Below are 16,911 nucleotides of genomic sequence, written 5' to 3' on the forward strand. Positions count from 1 at the left end.
GGCCACCCCATGCGGATCATCTTCATGGGCACCCCCGATTTCGCGGTGCCGACCCTCAATGCGCTGGTCGGGGCGGGCCATATTATCGTCGCGGCGTACAGTCAGCCGCTACGCCCCGGCGGGCGGCGCGGCAAGGCGCTGACTCCCTCCCCCGTCCACGCCCGCGCGGAGGAACTGGGGATCGAAGTCCGCACGCCGCTGTCGTTCAAGAAGGACGCGGAGGCCGTCGCCGCCTTCGCCGCGCTGAACGCCGATGTCGCGGTGGTCGCCGCCTATGGACTGATCCTGCCGGTGAGCGTGCTGGAGGCCCCGCGCCTGGGCTGCCTCAACGTCCACGCCTCGCTCCTCCCCGCTGGCGCGGTGCGGCGCCGATTCAGCGGGCGATTCTGGCAGGCGATGCGGAAACCGGCGTCGGGATCATGCAGATGGAGGCCGGGCTCGACACCGGCCCGGTGCGGCTGGAGGGGCGCACGCCGGTTGCGGGCAAGACTGCCGGCGAGCTGACTGCCGAACTGGCGGAGATGGGCGCGCGGCTGATGGTGGAGGTGCTGGCCGATTTTGACGGACATCCGGCGGTGGCTCAGGCCGAGGATGGCGTCACCTACGCCTCTAAGATCGACAAGGCCGAGACGCGGCTGGACTTCGACCAGCCCGCCGACGCGGTGCTGCGGCAGATCCTCGCGTTCAATCCGCCCGGTGCATGGTTCGAGTTTGCCGGCGAGCGCATCCGCGTGCTGGCTGCTACTGTCCGCCACCTCAGCGAAAGCCAGGGTGACGGTATGGTAATGGACGGAGACCTCACCATCGCCTGCGCCAGCGGGAGCCATCCGCCCCACCCTCGTCCAGCGCGCCGGGCGCGGCGTGGTCACCACGCGCGAGTTGCTCAACGGCTTCCCGATTCCCCCCGGAACCCGGCTGTGACCCGCTTTGCGCTGACCATCGAATATGACGGCCGCCCCTTCATGGGCTGGCAGTATCAGGATCACGGCCCCAGCGTTCAGGGCGCGATCGAGGATGCGCTGCACGGCATTACCGGGGAGGACGCGCTGGTCCATGCCGCCGGGCGCACCGATGCCGGGGTCCATGCGCTCGGCATGCGCGCGCATACCGAAATCGAAAAGGACATCGCCCCGTTCCGGCTGATGGAGGCGCTCAATGCGCATCTGCGCGCCGTGCCGGTCGCGATCCTGGCGTGCGAGGTGGTGCCGGACGACTGGCATGCGCGCTTTTCCTGCATCGCGCGCCATTATGTCTATCGCATCGTCACCCGCCGCGCGCCGCTGACCTTCGACAAGGGGCTGAAATGGCGCGTCCCCCCACCCGCTCGACGCCGACGCGATGCACGATGCCGCGCAGATCCTGGTGGGGACGCATGATTTCACCACCTTCCGATCGGTCCATTGCCAGTCGGCCAGCCCGCTCAAGTCGCTCGACCGGCTCGACGTGATGCGGACGGGCGAGGAGATCGCGATCCACGCTTCGGCGCGATCCTTCCTGCATCATCAGGTGCGGTCGATGGTCGGGTGCCTGTCGATGGTCGGCCGCGGGCAGTGGAGCGCCGACGACCTGCGCGCCGCGCTGGAGGCAAAGGACCGCGCCCGGCTCGGCCTCAACGCGCCGTCGGACGGGCTGTATTTCGTGAAGGCGGATTATCCTTAGCGGCTGAACCGCGCCGCCAGCTCCGCATGGGTCGACCAGCGGAACTGCCCCACCGGCTGCACCCAGTCGAGCCGATAGCCGCCCTTGACCAGCGCTTCGGCATCGCGCGCGAAGGTCGCGGGATTGCACGAGACATAGGCGATCACCGGTGCCTTGCTCACCGCCAGCTCGACCGCCTGTTCCTTTGCCCCCGCGCGTGGCGGATCGAGGATCACCGCGTCGAACAGGTCGAGTTCCTTCGCGGTCAGCGGGCGGCGGAACAGGTCGCGATGCTCGGCGAAGACCTGGCGCTGCGCCCGCCCGGCGGCGGCCTTCAATGACAGGATCGCGTCGCGCGCGCCCTCGCCCGCATAGACCTTGGCCTTGGGGTCCATCGCGAAGGTGAAAGTGCCGAGGCCCGCAAACAGGTCGGCGATCGACTTCGCTCCACCGACTGCCTCGCGCACCGCGCCGACCAACGCCGACTCGCCCTCGGGCGTCGCCTGGAGGAAGCTGGCGGGCGGGAACGGGACCGCGACCCCGCCGAACGTCACCGTTGCCGGATCGGGTTCCCAGCGCGCCTCCGGCCCCAGCCCGTCATCGACGCTGAGCCGGCCGAGCGCGTGGCGCATCGCGAAACCGGTCACTGCCTCGACCGCCTTCAAACTGTCGGTCACCAGCCCCTCGACCAGGATGTCCGGCCCCTGATCGGTCAGCGCCATATGGACATTGACCCGGCGGCTCGCGGGCAGATGCGACGCGAGCAGCCCGCGCAGCGGCTGGAGCAGCGCGAACAGCCACGGATCGAGAATCTCGCATTGCTGGATGTCGATCAGCCGGTGGCTCGCCTGTTCGGTAAAGCCCAGATGCACCTGCCGCCCGCGCCGTTCGGCGTGGAGCGTCGCGCGCCGCCGGGTGCGCGGCGGCGACAGCAGCGGCGCGCGAATTTCGGCGGTCAGGCCATGCTGTGCCAACGCGCCCGAAATCCGCATGGTCAGGAATTCGGCATAGGCCGCGTCGTCGAGGTGCTGGAGCTGGCACCCGCCACATTCGGGGAAATGACGGCACGGCGGCTCCGCATGGCGTGGCCCGCGCTCGATGCTGCCATCCGTGCGCAGCCGGTCCCCGGGTGCCGCCAGCGCGGCATGGCGGCCGTCCGCTGTCACCCCGTCCCCGCGCGCGGCGACGCGCACGATCATCTCGTCATCATTCATCGCGCACGCTCATAGGCGTGCGGGAGCGCATCCGCCAGTTCGTCGGCGAGGAAACAACGGTCGAGGATGCGCGCTGCCTCGCCATGCAGCCACACGCCCGCACCGACAGCGCCGAACAGGTCCCAGCTACCCTTCGCCAGTTGCGCGGCAATCGCCCCCGCGAGCACATCGCCGGTCCCGGCGACCGACAGCCAAGAGCTGCCGATTGCTGCAACATTGGCACGGCCATCGGGCGCAGCAATGACCGTGTCCGCGCCCTTGAACACGACAACCGCGTTGGCCCGCCGCGCGGCATCCTGCGCGCGGTCGATCTTGCTCCCCGGCCCAGCGCCGAACAGCGCTTCGAACTCACCCGTGTGCGGCGTCAGCACCACCGGCGCAGCGCGATCCCTGAGCGCGGCGAGGTCGAGCAGATGCAGTGCATCGCCATCGATCACCAGAGGTCGATCGCTCGCCAAAGCAGCATCCAGCTTTTCCCGCGCCCGGTCGTCGCGGCCCAGCCCCGGCCCGATCACCACCGCGCCGATGCGTGTGTCGTCGAGTGCCTCCGCGCTCCACCGCTGGCGGACGATGGCGTGCGGCGTGCTGGGAAGTCCCCCGGTCAGCAGCAGCACATAGCCAGCCCCCGCGCGATACGCCGCGCGCGCCGCCAGCTCCGACGCGCCGTGCATCGGGCCGGAAACCACCGCGACCATCCCGCGGCTGTATTTGTGCGCCTGTGCACCAGGCGCTGCGAGCGCCGGTCGGGCAAGCGTCCGCACCGGTGCCTCGACCACACCCAGCCCGATCTCGACCAGCCGCACCACACCGCTATGCTGCGCCCCCGGATGCAGCATATGCGCGGGTTTGAGCGCTCCCAGCGCCAGCGTCACATCGAAGTTCGGCAGTGCCAGGCCGAAATCGGCGCCATCATCGGTGTCGACTCCGCTCGGCAGATCGACCGCGATCGACAGCCGCGCCTGATCGACCAGTCGCTGCACAAGCTCAGCCAAGGCGGGGTCCAGCCCGCGCGCAAGACCGGTCCCGAACAGCGCATCGACCAGCACGGGCGCAGCCGCCGTGCCCCCCGACAACGATTCGACCGGCCCGCTCCAGGCCGCCCGCGCCCCACCCGCAGCCTCAGTCTTCGGCTCCCCCAGCGCCACCACGCGCACGGCCACGCCCCGCTGCGCCAGCACTCGCGCGGCGACATAGCCATCGCCGCCATTATTGCCCGGCCCGCACAGGATCAGCACCTCGCTGCCCGCCGCCAGTCGGTGGACCCAATCGGCGACCCCCGTCCCCGCGCGCTCCATCAATTCGGTGACGCTCGACCCTTTGGCGATCGCGCATTCCTCCGCCACGCGCATCGCAGCGGCGGTCAGAACCGGCGCCCCTGCGGGCACACTGCCAAACATCAGTCCTCGCCTTGCGGTCTTGGCAGCAACAGCGCGAGCAACAGCATCCGGCATTCGGCATCGATCGTGCCGTCGATCAGTTCGGGCCGAAAGCGCCGCTGGAACGCCACCGTCGCCGCCAGCGGATCGCGCACGTCATAGCCGAAGCGTTCGAGCGCGAGCAGGAAGCCCGCATCGCTCCAGCCGGGGTCCATCAGATTCTTGGTCGGGCGCGGCAGCGCCAGCCGCAGGCGCGCGAGCTTGCCCCAGGGGAACAGCTCACCGGGATCCTGCTTGCGGGTCGGCGCGATGTCGGAATGGCCGACGACATTGCCGCGCGTGATGCCGTACCGATCCTTGATATCGGCGACCAGCCGGATCACCGCTTCGATCTGTTCGTCCGGATAAGGGCGATAGCCATATTCATGGCCGGGATTGACGATCTCGATCCCCACCGAAGCCGAATTCACGTCGGTGACGCCGCGCCAGTGCGAACCGCCGGCATGCCAGGCCCGCTTGTCCTCAGGCACCAGGCGGACGATCTGCCCATCCTCGGCCACCAGATAATGGCTGGAGACGCCAAAGGCCGGATCGCGCAATCGCTCGATCGCCTCCTCGGCGCTGCGCATCCCGGTATAGTGCAGCACGATCATGCTGACCGGCAGGAGCCGGTCGCTGAAATTGGGCGAAGGCGCCTCGATGATATTGAGCTCGGCCCGGTCCTGCATATGCGGAGGGATGCGGCGATGCGCGCCGAAACGCAAGCCGGTTGAGCCCCGGTGTCAGCCGACCCGTGCGGCCAGCGGCATCTCACGCGCAGAATCCGCGCGATACAGTCCGCGAATCAGGCTGCACGGAACGAATGCATCGGTCTGTCCGATCACCGTTTCGCCCGCCCCCAGCAACAGGGCACCGCCGTCGCGGATCGCCCCACGCAGCGTCTGGTAGGCGCGACTGCGCATCGCCGGCGGGAAGTAGAACAGGACGTTGCGGCAGAGCACGAGATCGAACTTGCCCGGAGGTGCGGGGTCTTGCGCCAGATTGTGGCGACGGAAATGGATGCGGCGGGCCAGTTCCGGGCGGACAACCCATTCGCGCCCCTCCTGCTCGAACCAGGTCATCATCCGTCGGATCGGCAACCCGCGCTGGATCTCGAACTGCGAGAAACGCCCGGACCGCGCCCGTTCGACCGTTGCGGCGGACACGTCGGTCGCAACGATCTCGGGGATCGGAAGCCCGCGGGCGACATAGGCCTCCTCGAACAGCATCGCGAGCGAATAGGGCTCCTGCCCGGTTGAACAGCCCGCCGACCAGATGCGCAACCGGCGGCCCGGCTGCTCGGCGACCATCGCAGCGGCAGCCTCGACCATCAGCTCCAGGACGCCGGCATCGCGAAAGAATGAGGTTTCGTTGTTGAGCAGCGCATCGACCACCGCGTCGGCCAGCGGCCCGGTGCGCGAACTGGTCAGCCGACCGATCAACTGGTCGACGCTGTCCAGCCCATGTTCGCGCAGCACGACCTTCAGCGCGGTCTCGATGCGCCAGGCGCGGTTTGCCGCGATCTGCTGGCCAGTGCGCTGTTCCAACAGCGCGCCGATCACGTTGATCGCGCCCGAAGAGGCAAAGGGTTGAGTCGCCGACATCAGCGCGGACGCCGGTGGCTGGCGACGATTCGCCCGATTTCGTCGGGGGGCAACACTGCGCTCGCGCTCGCCGCAATCGCACCGGGCATGCCCCACACGACTGAGCTGGCGCGATCCTGCGCCAGCAGCGCTCCCCCGCATTGATCAGGCCGCGCGCGCCGATGGCACCGTCTCGCCCCATCCCCGACAGCATGACGCCCAGTCCGCGCGGACCATAGACCTCTGCCACCGACTCCAGCATCGGATCGACCGACGGCATGCACCCGCTGACCGAACGCTCGTCGCTCAGGCGGATGCCGACGCCCTCGCTGGTGCGGACGCAGCGGATATGAGCGTGGCCGGGCGCAACGAACATCCGGCCGGGGCGAACGCGCATATGATCCTCGGCGACCTCGCACGGACGCCCGGCGAGTACCGCAAGCTGCGCGGCGAAATAGGTCATGAACGACGCCGGCAAATGCTGGGTCACCAGGATCGGCACCTCGAAGCTCGGCGGGATCGCGCGCAGCATCTGGCTCAGCGCATGGATGCCACCGGTCGATGCGCCGACTGCGACGATGTCGAATTCCTGCGGCACCATCGACTGGGCGACATTCGGAGCCATATGCTCGCCACCGCGATCGGTAAGGCGCGTCAACCGCTCTTCAAGTGTATTCGCGAACTTGCCGGCAAAGCTGCCGACGCCCGGCTTGACCAGCGTGTCGGCGGCACCCAGCGCCAGCGCCTGCACGGCAGCAGCGGCACCGCGTTCGGCGGCGGATGAGACGACCAGCACCTTCGCCCCCTGCCCCGCCACCAACAGGTCGGGCAGGCCGGTCAGGCCGTGTACCCCGGGCATTTCCAGGTCGAGCAGGATGACGTCCGCGCGGCTGGACGCCAGAAAGGCGAGCGCGCCCGCGACATTGCTGACCGACCCGACCACGGCAAAGCCGCGCATCCCCTCGATCATCCGGGCCAGCACCGCACGGGCGACGGCTGAATCATCGACGATCAGGATGCGAACGACATCGTCGCGCGGATCCGGCTGGATGCCGGCCGCCAGGGTGCTGCCAGACATGGAATGGATTACCTCAGGCGACGACGCCGACGATCTGGAGCTTGCTCTCCAGCGTCTCGCGGTCAAACGGCTTCATCACATATTCGTCGGCACCCGCGTCGATCGCGGCGCGGATATAGGCCATGCCGTTCTCGGTCGTGCAGAACACCACCTTCGGCTTCTCGGCGATGCCGCTGTCCTTGAGCGCGCGCAGGAAATCCATTCCGCTCATCACCGGCATGTTCCAGTCGAGCAGAACCACGTCGGGCGATGCCTCCAGGCACGCCTCAAGCGCCTCGCGACCGTCCCCGGCCTCGCGCACTTCGAAGTTCAGCGTCTCGAGGATGTGCCGCGCGACCTTGCGGATCACCTTGGAATCATCGACGACGAGGCAGGTTTTCATACGTGACGCTTCCCGGTTCTGCGGAACTTGTCTCGACTATGGAAGAAATACGTAAGTAGGACGTTAATGCCTGCTCACGTGGTCGGCGCAGTCAGCCCCGGCACCAGTGCCGCCAGGTCGATGGTCAGGATCGGCTCGCCGTCACGCTCGATCAGCCCGCGTCCCGCATGCTGCCACATGCCGGACAGCGGCACGCCGGACGCCAGCGGCTGAAGTTCGAACGGAGCGACATCGTCCAGCGCGTCGACCAGCATCGCATAATGATGGCCGTCCACAGGCGTGATCACCGCGCGACCGACACTCTCGCCCGGCTCCAGGCCCAGCGCGGCGCGGGTGTCGATCACCGTCACCACCCGGCTGCGCAGCGCGGCGAGCCCGCGGACATGGCTGTCGGCGCGCGGCACCGCGACGACATGGCCGATATCGACCACCGATTCGACCTGGTTGGCATCGATCGCCACCGATTGCCCGGCGATATGCGCGATCAGATAGAGTTGCTCGCTCATCGTCCGCCTCCCCGCGCGACATCGGCCAGCGCGCCGAGCAGCGCCTCGCGATCATAGCGATAAATGCTGCCGTCATTCCCGCCGCGCTTGCGGCTGCGCAGCCGCACAACAGGTGCTGCGTCGGCGCGCTCGGGCTCGGCGTCGAGCGTCAGCACGACCTGCGCCGCCTCGCCCGGTTCCAGCGCGGTGACGACGCGATAGCCGGCACTCTCCAGCAGCGGTTGGACAAAGGTACCCAGCCAGCCGGTGTCGCCACCGCCCAGCAGACAGACGGGTGCAGCGGCTTCGTCGGCGTCCTCCTCGCCATGCTCGCCGAACAGCCACATCGGATCGAGCATCTCGACCGGGTCGCCGTCGATCAGCGCCACGCCGGCAATCGGGCCGGGGACGCTGGCGGGTGAAATCTCGGCCGGCATCGCGACGATATCGGCGGGTTCGGCGATGGCGTAGGCGATCTCGGTCGTCCCGTCGCGCAGCCGCAGGATCGATCCGGTACGCTTGGGATCCGCACCCTCGACCGCCGCGACCGGCACGATGCGGTCGTCGATGGTCAGGCGCAGGCGGCCCGCGCTGCGGTGAATCGCCCCCGCCCCGACCTTTTCGATCCGGTCGACGACTTCCAGCGGCACCGCGCGGCGCGCACCGTCAAGGTCGGTGAACACCAAGGCAAGCGCGCCGTCATCGAGCAATTCGGCCTCTTCCTCGATCTCGACCTCGCGCGCGCGCTCGAACTGCAGTCCGGCGTCGCGCGCCAGTCCGGCGCAATCGAGCAGCAGCATCGGACACCCACTGTCGGGCAGTGTCTGCCCGGCATAAATCCCGGTAGCCATGATCGCAGGCGCCGCGGGTTTGATCACCAGTTCCTCATTGTCGAGCACATCGTCGACGCGCAGCGCGTAGCTGCCCTCGCCCATGCTCACCACCGCGACCATCGGATGCGTGCCCGTAGGCACCGGCTGCAGCCCCAACTGGTCGGCGAGCACGATCATCGGCAGCCGACGGTCGCGCAGCGTCACCACCCATGCGCTGCCGATGCGATCGACGCGGATCGCGTCGCTGCGCTCGCTGACGATCTCTTCGATCGCCTGGCGCGGGATCGCAAAGGACTGGCCACCCGCACCGACCACGATGGTGGGGATGATCGACAGGGTCAGCGGGACATGGATCAGGATGCGCAGACCCCGGCCCGGATCGTTGTGCAGTTCGACCCGCCCGCCAATCTGCTCGATCGCGGCGCGGACCACGTCCATGCCGACGCCGCGCCCGGAAATCTCGGTCACTTCGTCCTTGGTCGATAGACCCGGCTCAAAGATCAGCGCCAGCTTGGCGCGTTCGCCCAGCGACCGCAGCTCGCGTTCGTCGCGGCCGTTATCGGCCAGCTTGCGGATCAACCGCTCGACATCGATGCCGCGCCCGTCGTCGGACACTTCGACGACGATCTGGTTGCCCGACTGCCGCGCGGACACGGTCAGCCGTCCATTCTCGCGCTTGCCGGCAGCACGACGCTCGACCGGATGTTCGATGCCATGGTCGATCGAATTGCGGATGATATGGACCAGCGGATCGCGCAGCACCTCGATCATCTCGCGGTCCAGCTCGACTTCGGCGCCCTCGACATGGAGCAGCACCGACTTGCCCAGCCCCGCCGCGGTGTCCCGCACCATCCGGGGCAATGCGGAGAACAGCGCGTCGATCTTCTGCATCCGCGTCCGCGTCACCGTGTCGCGCAGATCGGCGACGGTCGCCGACATCCGCTCCAGCGCCGCCTCGACCTGGGGATCGACCTCGGCACTGCGCAGGCGGCGCGACAGCTCGTTGCGCGCGAGCACCATGTCGGACATGCCGCTCATCATCCGATCGAGCAGATCGACGTTCAGCCGCACGCTGCGGCTCTGCGCGCGCTGTGCCACCGGAGCGCTGGGCTGCGCGACTTCGGCAGTCCCGCCGGCCAGCGCTGCGATCAGCAGATCTTCGCCGGTATCGTCCAGTGCCGCGCCGGCGTCGATCGCCTCGACGATCTCGCCGATCCGGTCGACCACGCCCAGCACTGCATTGACCAATGCCCGGTCAGGAGCGCGTTCGCCCGCGCGGACATCCGCCAGCACGTCTTCAGCCGCATGACTCAGCCGCGCGAGCCGCGGAAGATCCAGGAATCCGCAGCTTCCCTTGACCGTGTGGACGAACCGAAAAATTGCGTCGAGACGTTCGCGGTCGTGCGGCTGTGCCTCCCAGGCGACGATCTCACCTGACAGCGCCTCCAGCGTTTCCCGCGTCTCGGCAATGAATTCTTGTAACAGATCGTCCACGGGCGCCCCCACACGTTCCTGCGGTGATGGCATCGGGACGGTTAACAGGTGGTTAGGATGCACCCCGTGCCACCCCTCAAAAATGCGCAAACGCCACGCCAAGTATAAAACGGAAACGAAACGAAATTTTCGAATCCCGTGCAAAGTTAATGCGTAGAATCCCGGAATATCGACGCACGTTCAATTGCCCTACCCAAAATGCAATCAACAGGTTTCGCGTCCCGCCCGGCCCGGCCTATTGGTTCTTCGGGGGGACCGGATGCCAACCAGACTTGACGCAATGCGTCTCAATTGCAGACTCGTCACCCGTGTCGTCGGGGAGGAAGTCTTTGCCGCGACGCTCGACCTTGGGGCCAGGCTGCCTCCCGAGCTGTCCCGGGCACGCATGGTCTGCGTTCCGGTACTGATCTCCGTCACCCGCGACCTGATCGACCGCGAGATGCGCGGTCTGCCGGTGACGCGCGGGCCGTCGATCAACGCGATCGCCAATTCCCTCGACCTCCCGTTCGAAACCGTCCGGCGCAACGTGCAGAAAATGGCCGAACTCGACTGGATGGAGATTGGCGCAAGCGGGGGCGTATCGCTGTCCGTGCCGATGCGCGCCGAACTCGCGATCTGGTGCGTGGAACTGGGCCGCCGCCTGCGCCGCGCCGCCGCGACGATGGAGGCGCTGGGCGCGACCGACCCCGGATCGCTCGGGGCGGGCACCTGCGACAATAGTTGCATCCTCGCCGCGCTCGACCTGTTCCTCATCATGGCCGGGACGTCGAAACATTTCGACCTGCGCTTTGCCGAACTGCTGCTGATCCACTTCGTCTGCACGACCAGCGTGGTTCATCTGAACAGCCGGCCCGAGGGCAGCGCCCCCTTTGCGCGCGCCGACACGATGCCCGCCGATTGCGAACGGGCCTTCATCCCCCTGCCCGACCTTGCCCGCATGCTCGGCGTGTCGCGCTCTACCGTCTATCGCATCGTCAGCGATACGGCGCATGCAGAGCTGTTCGAGCGGCGCGGCACCGGGGTACGCGGGTCGGACAAGTTCCTGACCAGCCCCGCCTATATCGAGGCACTGGAGCTGGTTGCTGGCCGCACCGCCACGCTCTTTTCCCGCGTTGAGCGGCATCGCTGCGGCCTTGGTTGTACCGCGCTCGACCATGTCCTTGGACGCCCCCGCCCCTGGCGTCAGATTTCGACCCTTTCGGATCGCACCCAAATCGGTTAAAGCCTCGCACCATGAGCAAGCCCGCAATCCTTAACCGAGGCGTCGTCAACCTGACGACCTGACCCGCGGGCAAGCTGTGCCCGCCGGGGCGCAGCTTCATCGGCACCATCGCTCAATTGGTCCCCTGAATCGGCGTCCCTTCCCCTAGAAGGAACCTACCGATGACCCAGTTTTCCGTTCACCAGACGCATCACGCGCCGCTCAAGCTGTGGGACAGCGCCGGTCCGTTCGAGGCCGGCGCGATGCAGCAGCTGCGCAACGTCGCCTCGCTGCCGTTCATCTTCCGCCATGTGGCGGGGATGCCCGATGTCCATTGGGGCATGGGCGCGACGGTCGGTTCGGTGATCGCGACCCAGCGGGCGATCGTGCCCGCTGCGGTGGGCGTGGACATCGGCTGCGGGATGATGGCGGTGCGCACCTCGCTCACCGCCAGCCAGCTGCCCGACAATCTCGCCGCGCTGCGTGCCGAGATCGAGCGGGCCGTGCCCAAGGGGATGGAGTCGAACCAGTCGGCCAACCACGCCAAGGGTGGCTGGGCGAGCACGCCGAACAGCGTTTCGCGCGCCTGGTACGACCGGTTCGAGGACCGCTGGCGCAAGATCGTCGCCAGGCATCCCAAGGTGGACGGCAAGACCAGCGACCAGCTCGCGTCGATGGGCGGGGGGAACCACTTTATCGAGATATGCCTCGATGAAGAGCAACGCGTGTGGGTGATGCTCCACTCGGGATCGCGCGGCACGGGGAACCGGATCGGGACCTACTTCATCAACGCCGCCAAAGAGGCGATCGTGAAGGAGACGCTCGACTTCCATCTCGCCGACAAGGATCTCGCCTTCCTGACCGAGGGGTCGCAGCTGTTCGATGACTATATCGAAGCGATGCACTTCGCGCAGGATTACGCGATGGCCAACCGCGAGCTGATGATGGTCCGGGTGCTGGAGGCGCTGCGCAAGCACGCCCCCGGCTTCAAGACCGACAAGGCCGCGATCAACTGCCACCACAATTACGCGACCCGGGAAGTCCATTTCGGCGAGCAGGTGTGGGTGACCCGCAAGGGCGCGGTGAGCGCGCGCGAGGGCGAGCTGGGGATCATCCCCGGATCGATGGGCACGGGCAGCTTCATCGTCGAGGGGCTGGGCAACGCCGAGTCCTTCTGCTCCTGCTCGCACGGCGCCGGTCGGGTGATGTCGCGCGGACAGGCCAAGAAGCTGATCAGCCTGGAGGACCACAAGGCCGCGATGCAGGGCATCGAGGCGCGGGTGGACGAAGGCGTGCTGGACGAAAGCCCGGCCGCCTACAAGGACATCGGCGCGGTGATGGACGCGCAACAGGATCTGGTGCGCATCCGCCACCGACTGCGGCAGGTGGTGAATGTGAAGGGGTGAGTTTCACCAGCCCTGCCCCTCGCCTTCCTTCTTCTTAGCCCCTCCCGCTTGCGGGAGGGGTTGGGGGAGGGTCTTCTTCCTGTTCTTCTTTGTCACCCAAAGCCGGAAAGGAAGAAAGAAGACCCTCACCCAACCCTCTCCCGCAAGCGGGAGAGGGCTAGACGGGATGCGCCACCCAATTGTCCGGCCGGAACTGATGGCTTAGATTGGCCTCATGGAAAGCTGGCGATGGGAAAGACTAGAGCGCGCTGTTCTGGCACTTGCGCATCCCGCGCAGGTGCAACTTGCGCTGTTTCCCGATTTCGTATGCAAGGCAGACGAGCTAGCTCTCGACCTCGAAGATGCCTTGTACGGCATTGCCGGGTACGAAGCCGAACTGCCCGCTGAAGGCCGTGTGACACTTCAGGCACTTGGCGATCTTCTTTTGGCGAACAGTGGCGAGAGCAACGCCGACTTCTGGACCGAAGACGCATTAATCGCGCACCCCATTTGGGAGCAAATTCGCGACACCGCAAAAGCGACCGTAGCGGCGTTGGGCTGGGAGTTCCGGCCACCGCCACCGTCGAACGCTGTCTACATTGGTGGGGCCTAGTCAGCGTTTTGCATTGTCCCAAACCTCCCGCACCACCATCACTCCCTCTAACAGCCCCGACCCGACAAACGCCGCCAGCCATGCCTGCACGCGCGGCAGCTCCTGCGCCACGAGCCACACCCGGTCCACCGCGGCGAATTGCCGCACGAACGGGAGGATCGCCGCGTCGGCCAGTCCGAACCGCTCCCCGCCCAGATACGCCCGCTCGACCAGCCGCGCTTCCAGATCCCCTAAAATCGCCAGCCCCGCCGCGCGGTGATCCACGTCATCTGCCGCGAACCGTTCAGGATATTTGTACCGGTCGAGGTGATGCTTGAACGGCCCATCATTCGCCGCGATCAGCTCAACATCATCGCCCGTCAGCCAGTTCTCGGGATCGTTCCGCGCCAGTGCCCAGTGCATGATGTCTAGGCTCTCGTCGATCACGCGGCCGTCGGGCAGCACCAGCACCGGCACCGTCCCCTTGGGCGATGCCGCCAGCATTTCCGCCGGCTTGTCGCGCAAGCGCACCTCGCGATGCTCGACCGCGATCCCGCTCACCGCCAGCGCCAGCCGCGCCCGGATCGCATAGGGGCAGCGGCGGAAGCTGTAGAGGATCGGGTCAGTCAGCGTCACGCTCCGGGAAGACCGCGCCGATATGCGCCTCGCCCCGCCCCTGCGCCAGCAGCGCCTGACGATGCCGCTCGGCATAGCTGGCGCGCTGTTCCGGCGTGCGGGTGCCGACACAGGCCGGGCAGCTTACGCCCTCGACATAGTCCGCGGACGCCCGCGCGTCCGGGCTCACCGGCATGCGGCACGCCCGGCACAGGACATGGTCGCCGAGCTCAAGCCCGTGCTTCACCGCTACCCGTTCGTCGAACACGAAGCACTCGCCGTCCCACAAGCTGGCGTCCTGCGGCACCTGTTCGAGATAGGCGAGGATGCCGCCCTTGAGGTGAAACACCTGCTCGACCCCCTCGCTCAGCGCGAACGCGGTCGATTTCTCGCAGCGGATACCGCCGGTGCAGAACATTGCGATCTTGGGCGTGCGCCCCTCCGCCTCGATCTCCGCGCGCTTGGCGCGGAACCAGTCGGGAAACTCGCTGAAGCTGCGCGTCTGCGGGTCGATCGCCCCGCGAAAGGTGCCGATCGCGACCTCATAATCGTTGCGCGTGTCGATCAGCACCGTGTCGGGATCGGCGATCAGGTCGTTCCACTCGGTCGGCGCGACATAATGGCCGACGCCGGCCAGCGGATCGATGTCCGGCTGCCCCATCGTCACGATCTCGCGCTTCAGCCGCACCTTCATCCGGTGGAACGGCATCACGGCAGCGTGCGAGAATTTGACGTCGATATCCGCGCAACCGGGCAGCGCCCGGATATGCGCCAGCACCGCGTCGATCGCCGCATCGCTGCCCGCGATCGTCCCGTTGATTCCCTCGCGCGCCAGCAGCAACGTGCCCTTCACCCCCCTGCGCGACGCACAGCTCCAGCAGCGGACCACGAATGGCCGCCGGATCGTCGAACCGGGTGAATTGATACAGCGCCGCGACGCGGACTTCGCTCATCAGCTGACCTTGAACGCTGCCCCAAACAGCAGCACATCGGCGTCGGGCGGCGATACCTGCAGCTCGCCCCCGCCCTGCGTCACCAGCTGATGCACGAGATACGCCGCCGCCGCGCGCGGGGTCACCGGCGAATCGCCGGTATCGCCACTCAGCGCGCCGCGCAGCTCGCCGTCCAGCACGATGCGCGGCCCCTCGGCCCGCACCACGATCTCGACCATGTCGTCGCGCGCCTCGGCACCGATATCCAACTGCCCGCCGCGCACCAGCGCATCGCCGCCGATCAGCGCGAGATTGAGCAGCACCTTGATTACTTGCTTGGGCAGCACCGGATCCTCGACCATCCAGCCGATCGACACGCGGTGGTTGTCGCCGAACAGCCCGTCGATCGCCGCCTGCGCCTCACGCGTGTCGACGGTGTCGCCGAACCCGCCTGCCGCGCCGAACGCCAGACGGAAGAACTTCAGCTTGTTCGCGCTCGCCTTCGCGCTCTCCGCGAGCAGCTCCAGGCAGCGCGCGCGCATCTCCGGGTCATGCTCGTCCGCCAGCAATTCCAGCCCGTTGTTGAGCGCGCCCACCGGGCTCAGCAGGTCATGGCACAGGCGCGAGCAGAGCAGGCTGGCAAAGTCGGTCGGCGAGATGTTCATGGATGCTCCCATTGCTCCTCGCCCCCTTTGGCGCACCCGCGCCGCCGCTGCAAGCACACCCTCTTCGCAACTGGACCAATCGCGGCTAGCGTCCGCCGCAAACAGACGTGGGAGAGACTGAATGCGGCATATGCTGACAGCGTTGACGGCACTGACCCTTGCGATCCCGGCGGCCCCCGCGCTCGCCCAGACCCGCGCCGCGCCGGCCGATGCGGTCAAGCTCGACACCAAGCGCATCGACGCGATGCTCACGCAGATGGTCGCGGACGGCCGCGCGGTAGGCGGGTCGGTGCTGGTGTGGAAGGACGGGCGCGAGGTGCATTTCGCCACGCGCGGGGTGGCCGACCGGGAGGCGAGCCGCCCGTTCGCGCGCGATACTTTGGTCCAGATCTATTCGATGACCAAGCCGGTCACCGGCGTTGCCCTCATGCAGCTATGGGAACAGGGCAAGTTCCGGCTCGACGATCCGCTCGCCCGCTACCTCCCTGACTTCGCGAACATGCAGGTGCAGGACGGCACCGGCCCCGATGGCAAGCCGCTGTGGCGCGCCGCGAGCCGCCCGATCACGATTCGCGACGTGCTGCGCCATACCGCCGGCTTTGCCTATGGTCCCGGCCCGACCGAGGCGCACAAGGCGTTCGTCGCCGCCGACCCGCTCAATGCACAGAATACGCTGGCCGAATTCGGCCGCCGTCTGGCGAAGGTGCCGCTGCTGTCCGAACCCGGCACCGAATGGCACTACAGCGCCGGGGTCGATGTTCAGGCGCTGCTGGTCGAGCGCCTCAGCGGCATGAAGTTCACCGACTATGTCCAGAAGCATGTCTTCGACCCGCTCAAGATGCGCGAAGCCGCCTGGCACCAGCCGATGGACCGCCTCCCGCGCTTTGCCGCGACCTATATCAAGCAGGGCGGCGGGCTCGTCCGCCAGCCCGACACCCAGATGCGCGAGCGCAACTTCCCCGGTGTCCCGCTGACGATGGGCGGCGCGGGCATCGTCGCCCCGATCGACGATTATATGCGCTTTGCCCGGATGCTGCTGAACGGCGGCGAGCTCGACGGCGCGCGTATCCTGAAGCCCGCGACGATCCGGCTGATGGCGACCGACATGCTCGACCCGGCGATCAAGGAACGCGAATGGCTGATGGGCAAGATCGACGGCGGCTTCGGCGTCAACTTCGCCGTCCGCACCGCCCGCCCCGCCACGCCGGATCGCAACCGCGGCGCGGTCGGCGAATTCTTCTGGGACGGCGCGGCGACGACATTGTTCTGGGTCGATCCCGCCAACAACATGGCGGTGGTGTTCTTCGTCCAGACTTTCCCGTTCGACACGACGCTGCACACCGATATTCGCAAGGCGGTGTACGGCGCGGACTATCTCGGGCCGAAGGGGGATTGAAGA

At 67.4% G+C, this 16,911-nt stretch carries 13 protein-coding genes and 4 pseudogenes; 6 read left to right on the forward strand and 11 right to left on the reverse strand.

The genetic code is table 11. From position 1 onward, the window contains the following. The first annotated feature begins 9 nt into the window (after window positions 1-9). Together fmt and truA are read left to right on the forward strand one after the other, a co-directional pair. Window positions 10-921, forward strand: a pseudogene (gene fmt / locus LRS08_RS01535) (methionyl-tRNA formyltransferase). Continuing rightward, window positions 918-1,659, forward strand: a pseudogene (truA, locus tag LRS08_RS01540) (tRNA pseudouridine(38-40) synthase TruA). Before fmt ends, truA begins: the two co-directional pseudogenes overlap by 4 nt. On the opposite strand, the gene LRS08_RS01545 reads toward truA, so the two are convergent. The 8 genes and pseudogenes from LRS08_RS01545 to LRS08_RS01580 form a co-directional block, all read right to left on the reverse strand. Continuing rightward, window positions 1,656-2,852, reverse strand: a complete 1,197-nt coding sequence (locus LRS08_RS01545; RefSeq protein WP_257845194.1) for a class I SAM-dependent RNA methyltransferase — start codon at window positions 2,850-2,852, stop codon at window positions 1,656-1,658. The pseudogene truA and the gene LRS08_RS01545 sit on opposite strands and share 4 nt — an antisense overlap. Next, window positions 2,849-4,249: an NAD(P)H-hydrate dehydratase gene (locus LRS08_RS01550; RefSeq protein ID WP_260481249.1), complete on the reverse strand. Its 1,401-nt coding sequence runs from the start codon at window positions 4,247-4,249 to the stop codon at window positions 2,849-2,851. The genes LRS08_RS01545 and LRS08_RS01550 overlap by 4 nt, the downstream gene beginning before the upstream one ends. Further along, window positions 4,249-4,956 (reverse strand): N-acetylmuramoyl-L-alanine amidase, encoded by a 708-nt coding sequence (locus LRS08_RS01555; protein WP_257845193.1) that lies wholly within the window; start codon window positions 4,954-4,956, stop codon window positions 4,249-4,251. Before LRS08_RS01555 ends, LRS08_RS01550 begins: the two co-directional genes overlap by 1 nt. 54 nt (window positions 4,957-5,010) lie before the next feature. After that, on the reverse strand, window positions 5,011-5,871 hold the full coding sequence (locus LRS08_RS01560) for a protein-glutamate O-methyltransferase CheR (RefSeq protein ID WP_257845192.1): 861 nt from the start codon (window positions 5,869-5,871) through the stop codon (window positions 5,011-5,013). Continuing rightward, window positions 5,871-6,928: pseudogene (locus LRS08_RS01565) on the reverse strand (chemotaxis protein CheB). The gene LRS08_RS01560 and the pseudogene LRS08_RS01565 overlap by 1 nt, the downstream one beginning before the upstream one ends. Before the next feature lie 13 nt (window positions 6,929-6,941). Beyond that, window positions 6,942-7,310, reverse strand: coding sequence for a response regulator (locus tag LRS08_RS01570; protein WP_257845191.1), 369 nt, complete (start codon window positions 7,308-7,310; stop codon window positions 6,942-6,944). Between the two features lie 74 nt (window positions 7,311-7,384). Then, window positions 7,385-7,816, reverse strand: coding sequence for a chemotaxis protein CheW (locus LRS08_RS01575; RefSeq protein ID WP_257845190.1), 432 nt, complete (start codon window positions 7,814-7,816; stop codon window positions 7,385-7,387). Then, window positions 7,813-10,122, reverse strand: a complete 2,310-nt coding sequence (locus LRS08_RS01580) for a chemotaxis protein CheA (RefSeq protein ID WP_257845189.1) — start codon at window positions 10,120-10,122, stop codon at window positions 7,813-7,815. The genes LRS08_RS01575 and LRS08_RS01580 overlap by 4 nt, the downstream gene beginning before the upstream one ends. 259 nt (window positions 10,123-10,381) lie before the next feature. Between LRS08_RS01580 and LRS08_RS01585 the strand changes: the two genes are divergently transcribed. The 3 genes from LRS08_RS01585 (at window position 10,382) to LRS08_RS01595 (ending at window position 13,321) form a co-directional block, all read left to right on the forward strand. Further along, complete coding sequence (locus tag LRS08_RS01585; RefSeq protein WP_260481250.1) at window positions 10,382-11,344, forward strand: AlpA family transcriptional regulator; 963 nt, start codon at window positions 10,382-10,384, stop codon at window positions 11,342-11,344. 161 nt (window positions 11,345-11,505) lie between these two features. Continuing rightward, the gene (locus tag LRS08_RS01590) at window positions 11,506-12,729 is read left to right on the forward strand and encodes an RtcB family protein (RefSeq protein WP_257845187.1); all 1,224 of its coding nucleotides are present in this window, start codon (window positions 11,506-11,508) and stop codon (window positions 12,727-12,729) included. 214 nt (window positions 12,730-12,943) lie between these two features. Further along, complete coding sequence (locus tag LRS08_RS01595) at window positions 12,944-13,321, forward strand: hypothetical protein (RefSeq protein ID WP_257845186.1); 378 nt, start codon at window positions 12,944-12,946, stop codon at window positions 13,319-13,321. Here the strand turns inward: LRS08_RS01595 and LRS08_RS01600 are convergent, their stop codons facing one another. The 3 genes and pseudogenes from LRS08_RS01600 to LRS08_RS01610 all read right to left on the reverse strand — a co-directional run bounded on the left by LRS08_RS01600 (window position 13,322) and on the right by LRS08_RS01610 (window position 15,512). Then, window positions 13,322-13,930 (reverse strand): glutathione S-transferase, encoded by a 609-nt coding sequence (locus LRS08_RS01600; RefSeq protein ID WP_257845523.1) that lies wholly within the window; start codon window positions 13,928-13,930, stop codon window positions 13,322-13,324. It lies immediately after the preceding gene. Beyond that, window positions 13,923-14,868, reverse strand: a pseudogene (locus LRS08_RS01605) (rhodanese-related sulfurtransferase). The gene LRS08_RS01600 and the pseudogene LRS08_RS01605 overlap by 8 nt, the downstream one beginning before the upstream one ends. Further along, the gene (locus tag LRS08_RS01610; RefSeq protein WP_257845184.1) at window positions 14,868-15,512 is read right to left on the reverse strand and encodes a histidine phosphotransferase family protein; all 645 of its coding nucleotides are present in this window, start codon (window positions 15,510-15,512) and stop codon (window positions 14,868-14,870) included. The pseudogene LRS08_RS01605 and the gene LRS08_RS01610 overlap by 1 nt, the downstream one beginning before the upstream one ends. A 121-nt stretch (window positions 15,513-15,633) precedes the next feature. On the opposite strand from LRS08_RS01610, the gene LRS08_RS01615 reads away from it, so the two are divergent. Beyond that, the gene (locus tag LRS08_RS01615; protein ID WP_257845183.1) at window positions 15,634-16,908 is read left to right on the forward strand and encodes a serine hydrolase domain-containing protein; all 1,275 of its coding nucleotides are present in this window, start codon (window positions 15,634-15,636) and stop codon (window positions 16,906-16,908) included. Window positions 16,909-16,911 lie beyond the last annotated feature (3 nt).

Source organism: Sphingomonas sp. J315, from assembly GCF_024666595.1.
GTDB lineage: Bacteria > Pseudomonadota > Alphaproteobacteria > Sphingomonadales > Sphingomonadaceae > Sphingomonas.

Excerpts from the sequence above, each read along its gene's own strand:
- LRS08_RS01560 (WP_257845192.1), bottom strand. The coding sequence starts at position 5,871 with ATGTCGGCGACTCAACCCTTTGCCTCTTCGGGCGCGATCAACGTGATC.
- LRS08_RS01555 (WP_257845193.1), bottom strand. The coding sequence starts at position 4,956 with ATGCAGGACCGGGCCGAGCTCAATATCATCGAGGCGCCTTCGCCCAAT.
- LRS08_RS01590 (WP_257845187.1), top strand. The coding sequence starts at position 11,506 with ATGACCCAGTTTTCCGTTCACCAGACGCATCACGCGCCGCTCAAGCTG.
- LRS08_RS01595 (WP_257845186.1), top strand. The coding sequence starts at position 12,944 with ATGGAAAGCTGGCGATGGGAAAGACTAGAGCGCGCTGTTCTGGCACTT.
- LRS08_RS01615 (WP_257845183.1), top strand. The coding sequence starts at position 15,634 with ATGCGGCATATGCTGACAGCGTTGACGGCACTGACCCTTGCGATCCCG.
- LRS08_RS01575 (WP_257845190.1), bottom strand. The coding sequence starts at position 7,816 with ATGAGCGAGCAACTCTATCTGATCGCGCATATCGCCGGGCAATCGGTG.
- LRS08_RS01570 (WP_257845191.1), bottom strand. The coding sequence starts at position 7,310 with ATGAAAACCTGCCTCGTCGTCGATGATTCCAAGGTGATCCGCAAGGTC.
- LRS08_RS01585 (WP_260481250.1), top strand. The coding sequence starts at position 10,382 with ATGCCAACCAGACTTGACGCAATGCGTCTCAATTGCAGACTCGTCACC.
- LRS08_RS01610 (WP_257845184.1), bottom strand. The coding sequence starts at position 15,512 with ATGAACATCTCGCCGACCGACTTTGCCAGCCTGCTCTGCTCGCGCCTG.
- LRS08_RS01550 (WP_260481249.1), bottom strand. The coding sequence starts at position 4,249 with ATGTTTGGCAGTGTGCCCGCAGGGGCGCCGGTTCTGACCGCCGCTGCG.
- LRS08_RS01545 (WP_257845194.1), bottom strand. The coding sequence starts at position 2,852 with ATGAATGATGACGAGATGATCGTGCGCGTCGCCGCGCGCGGGGACGGG.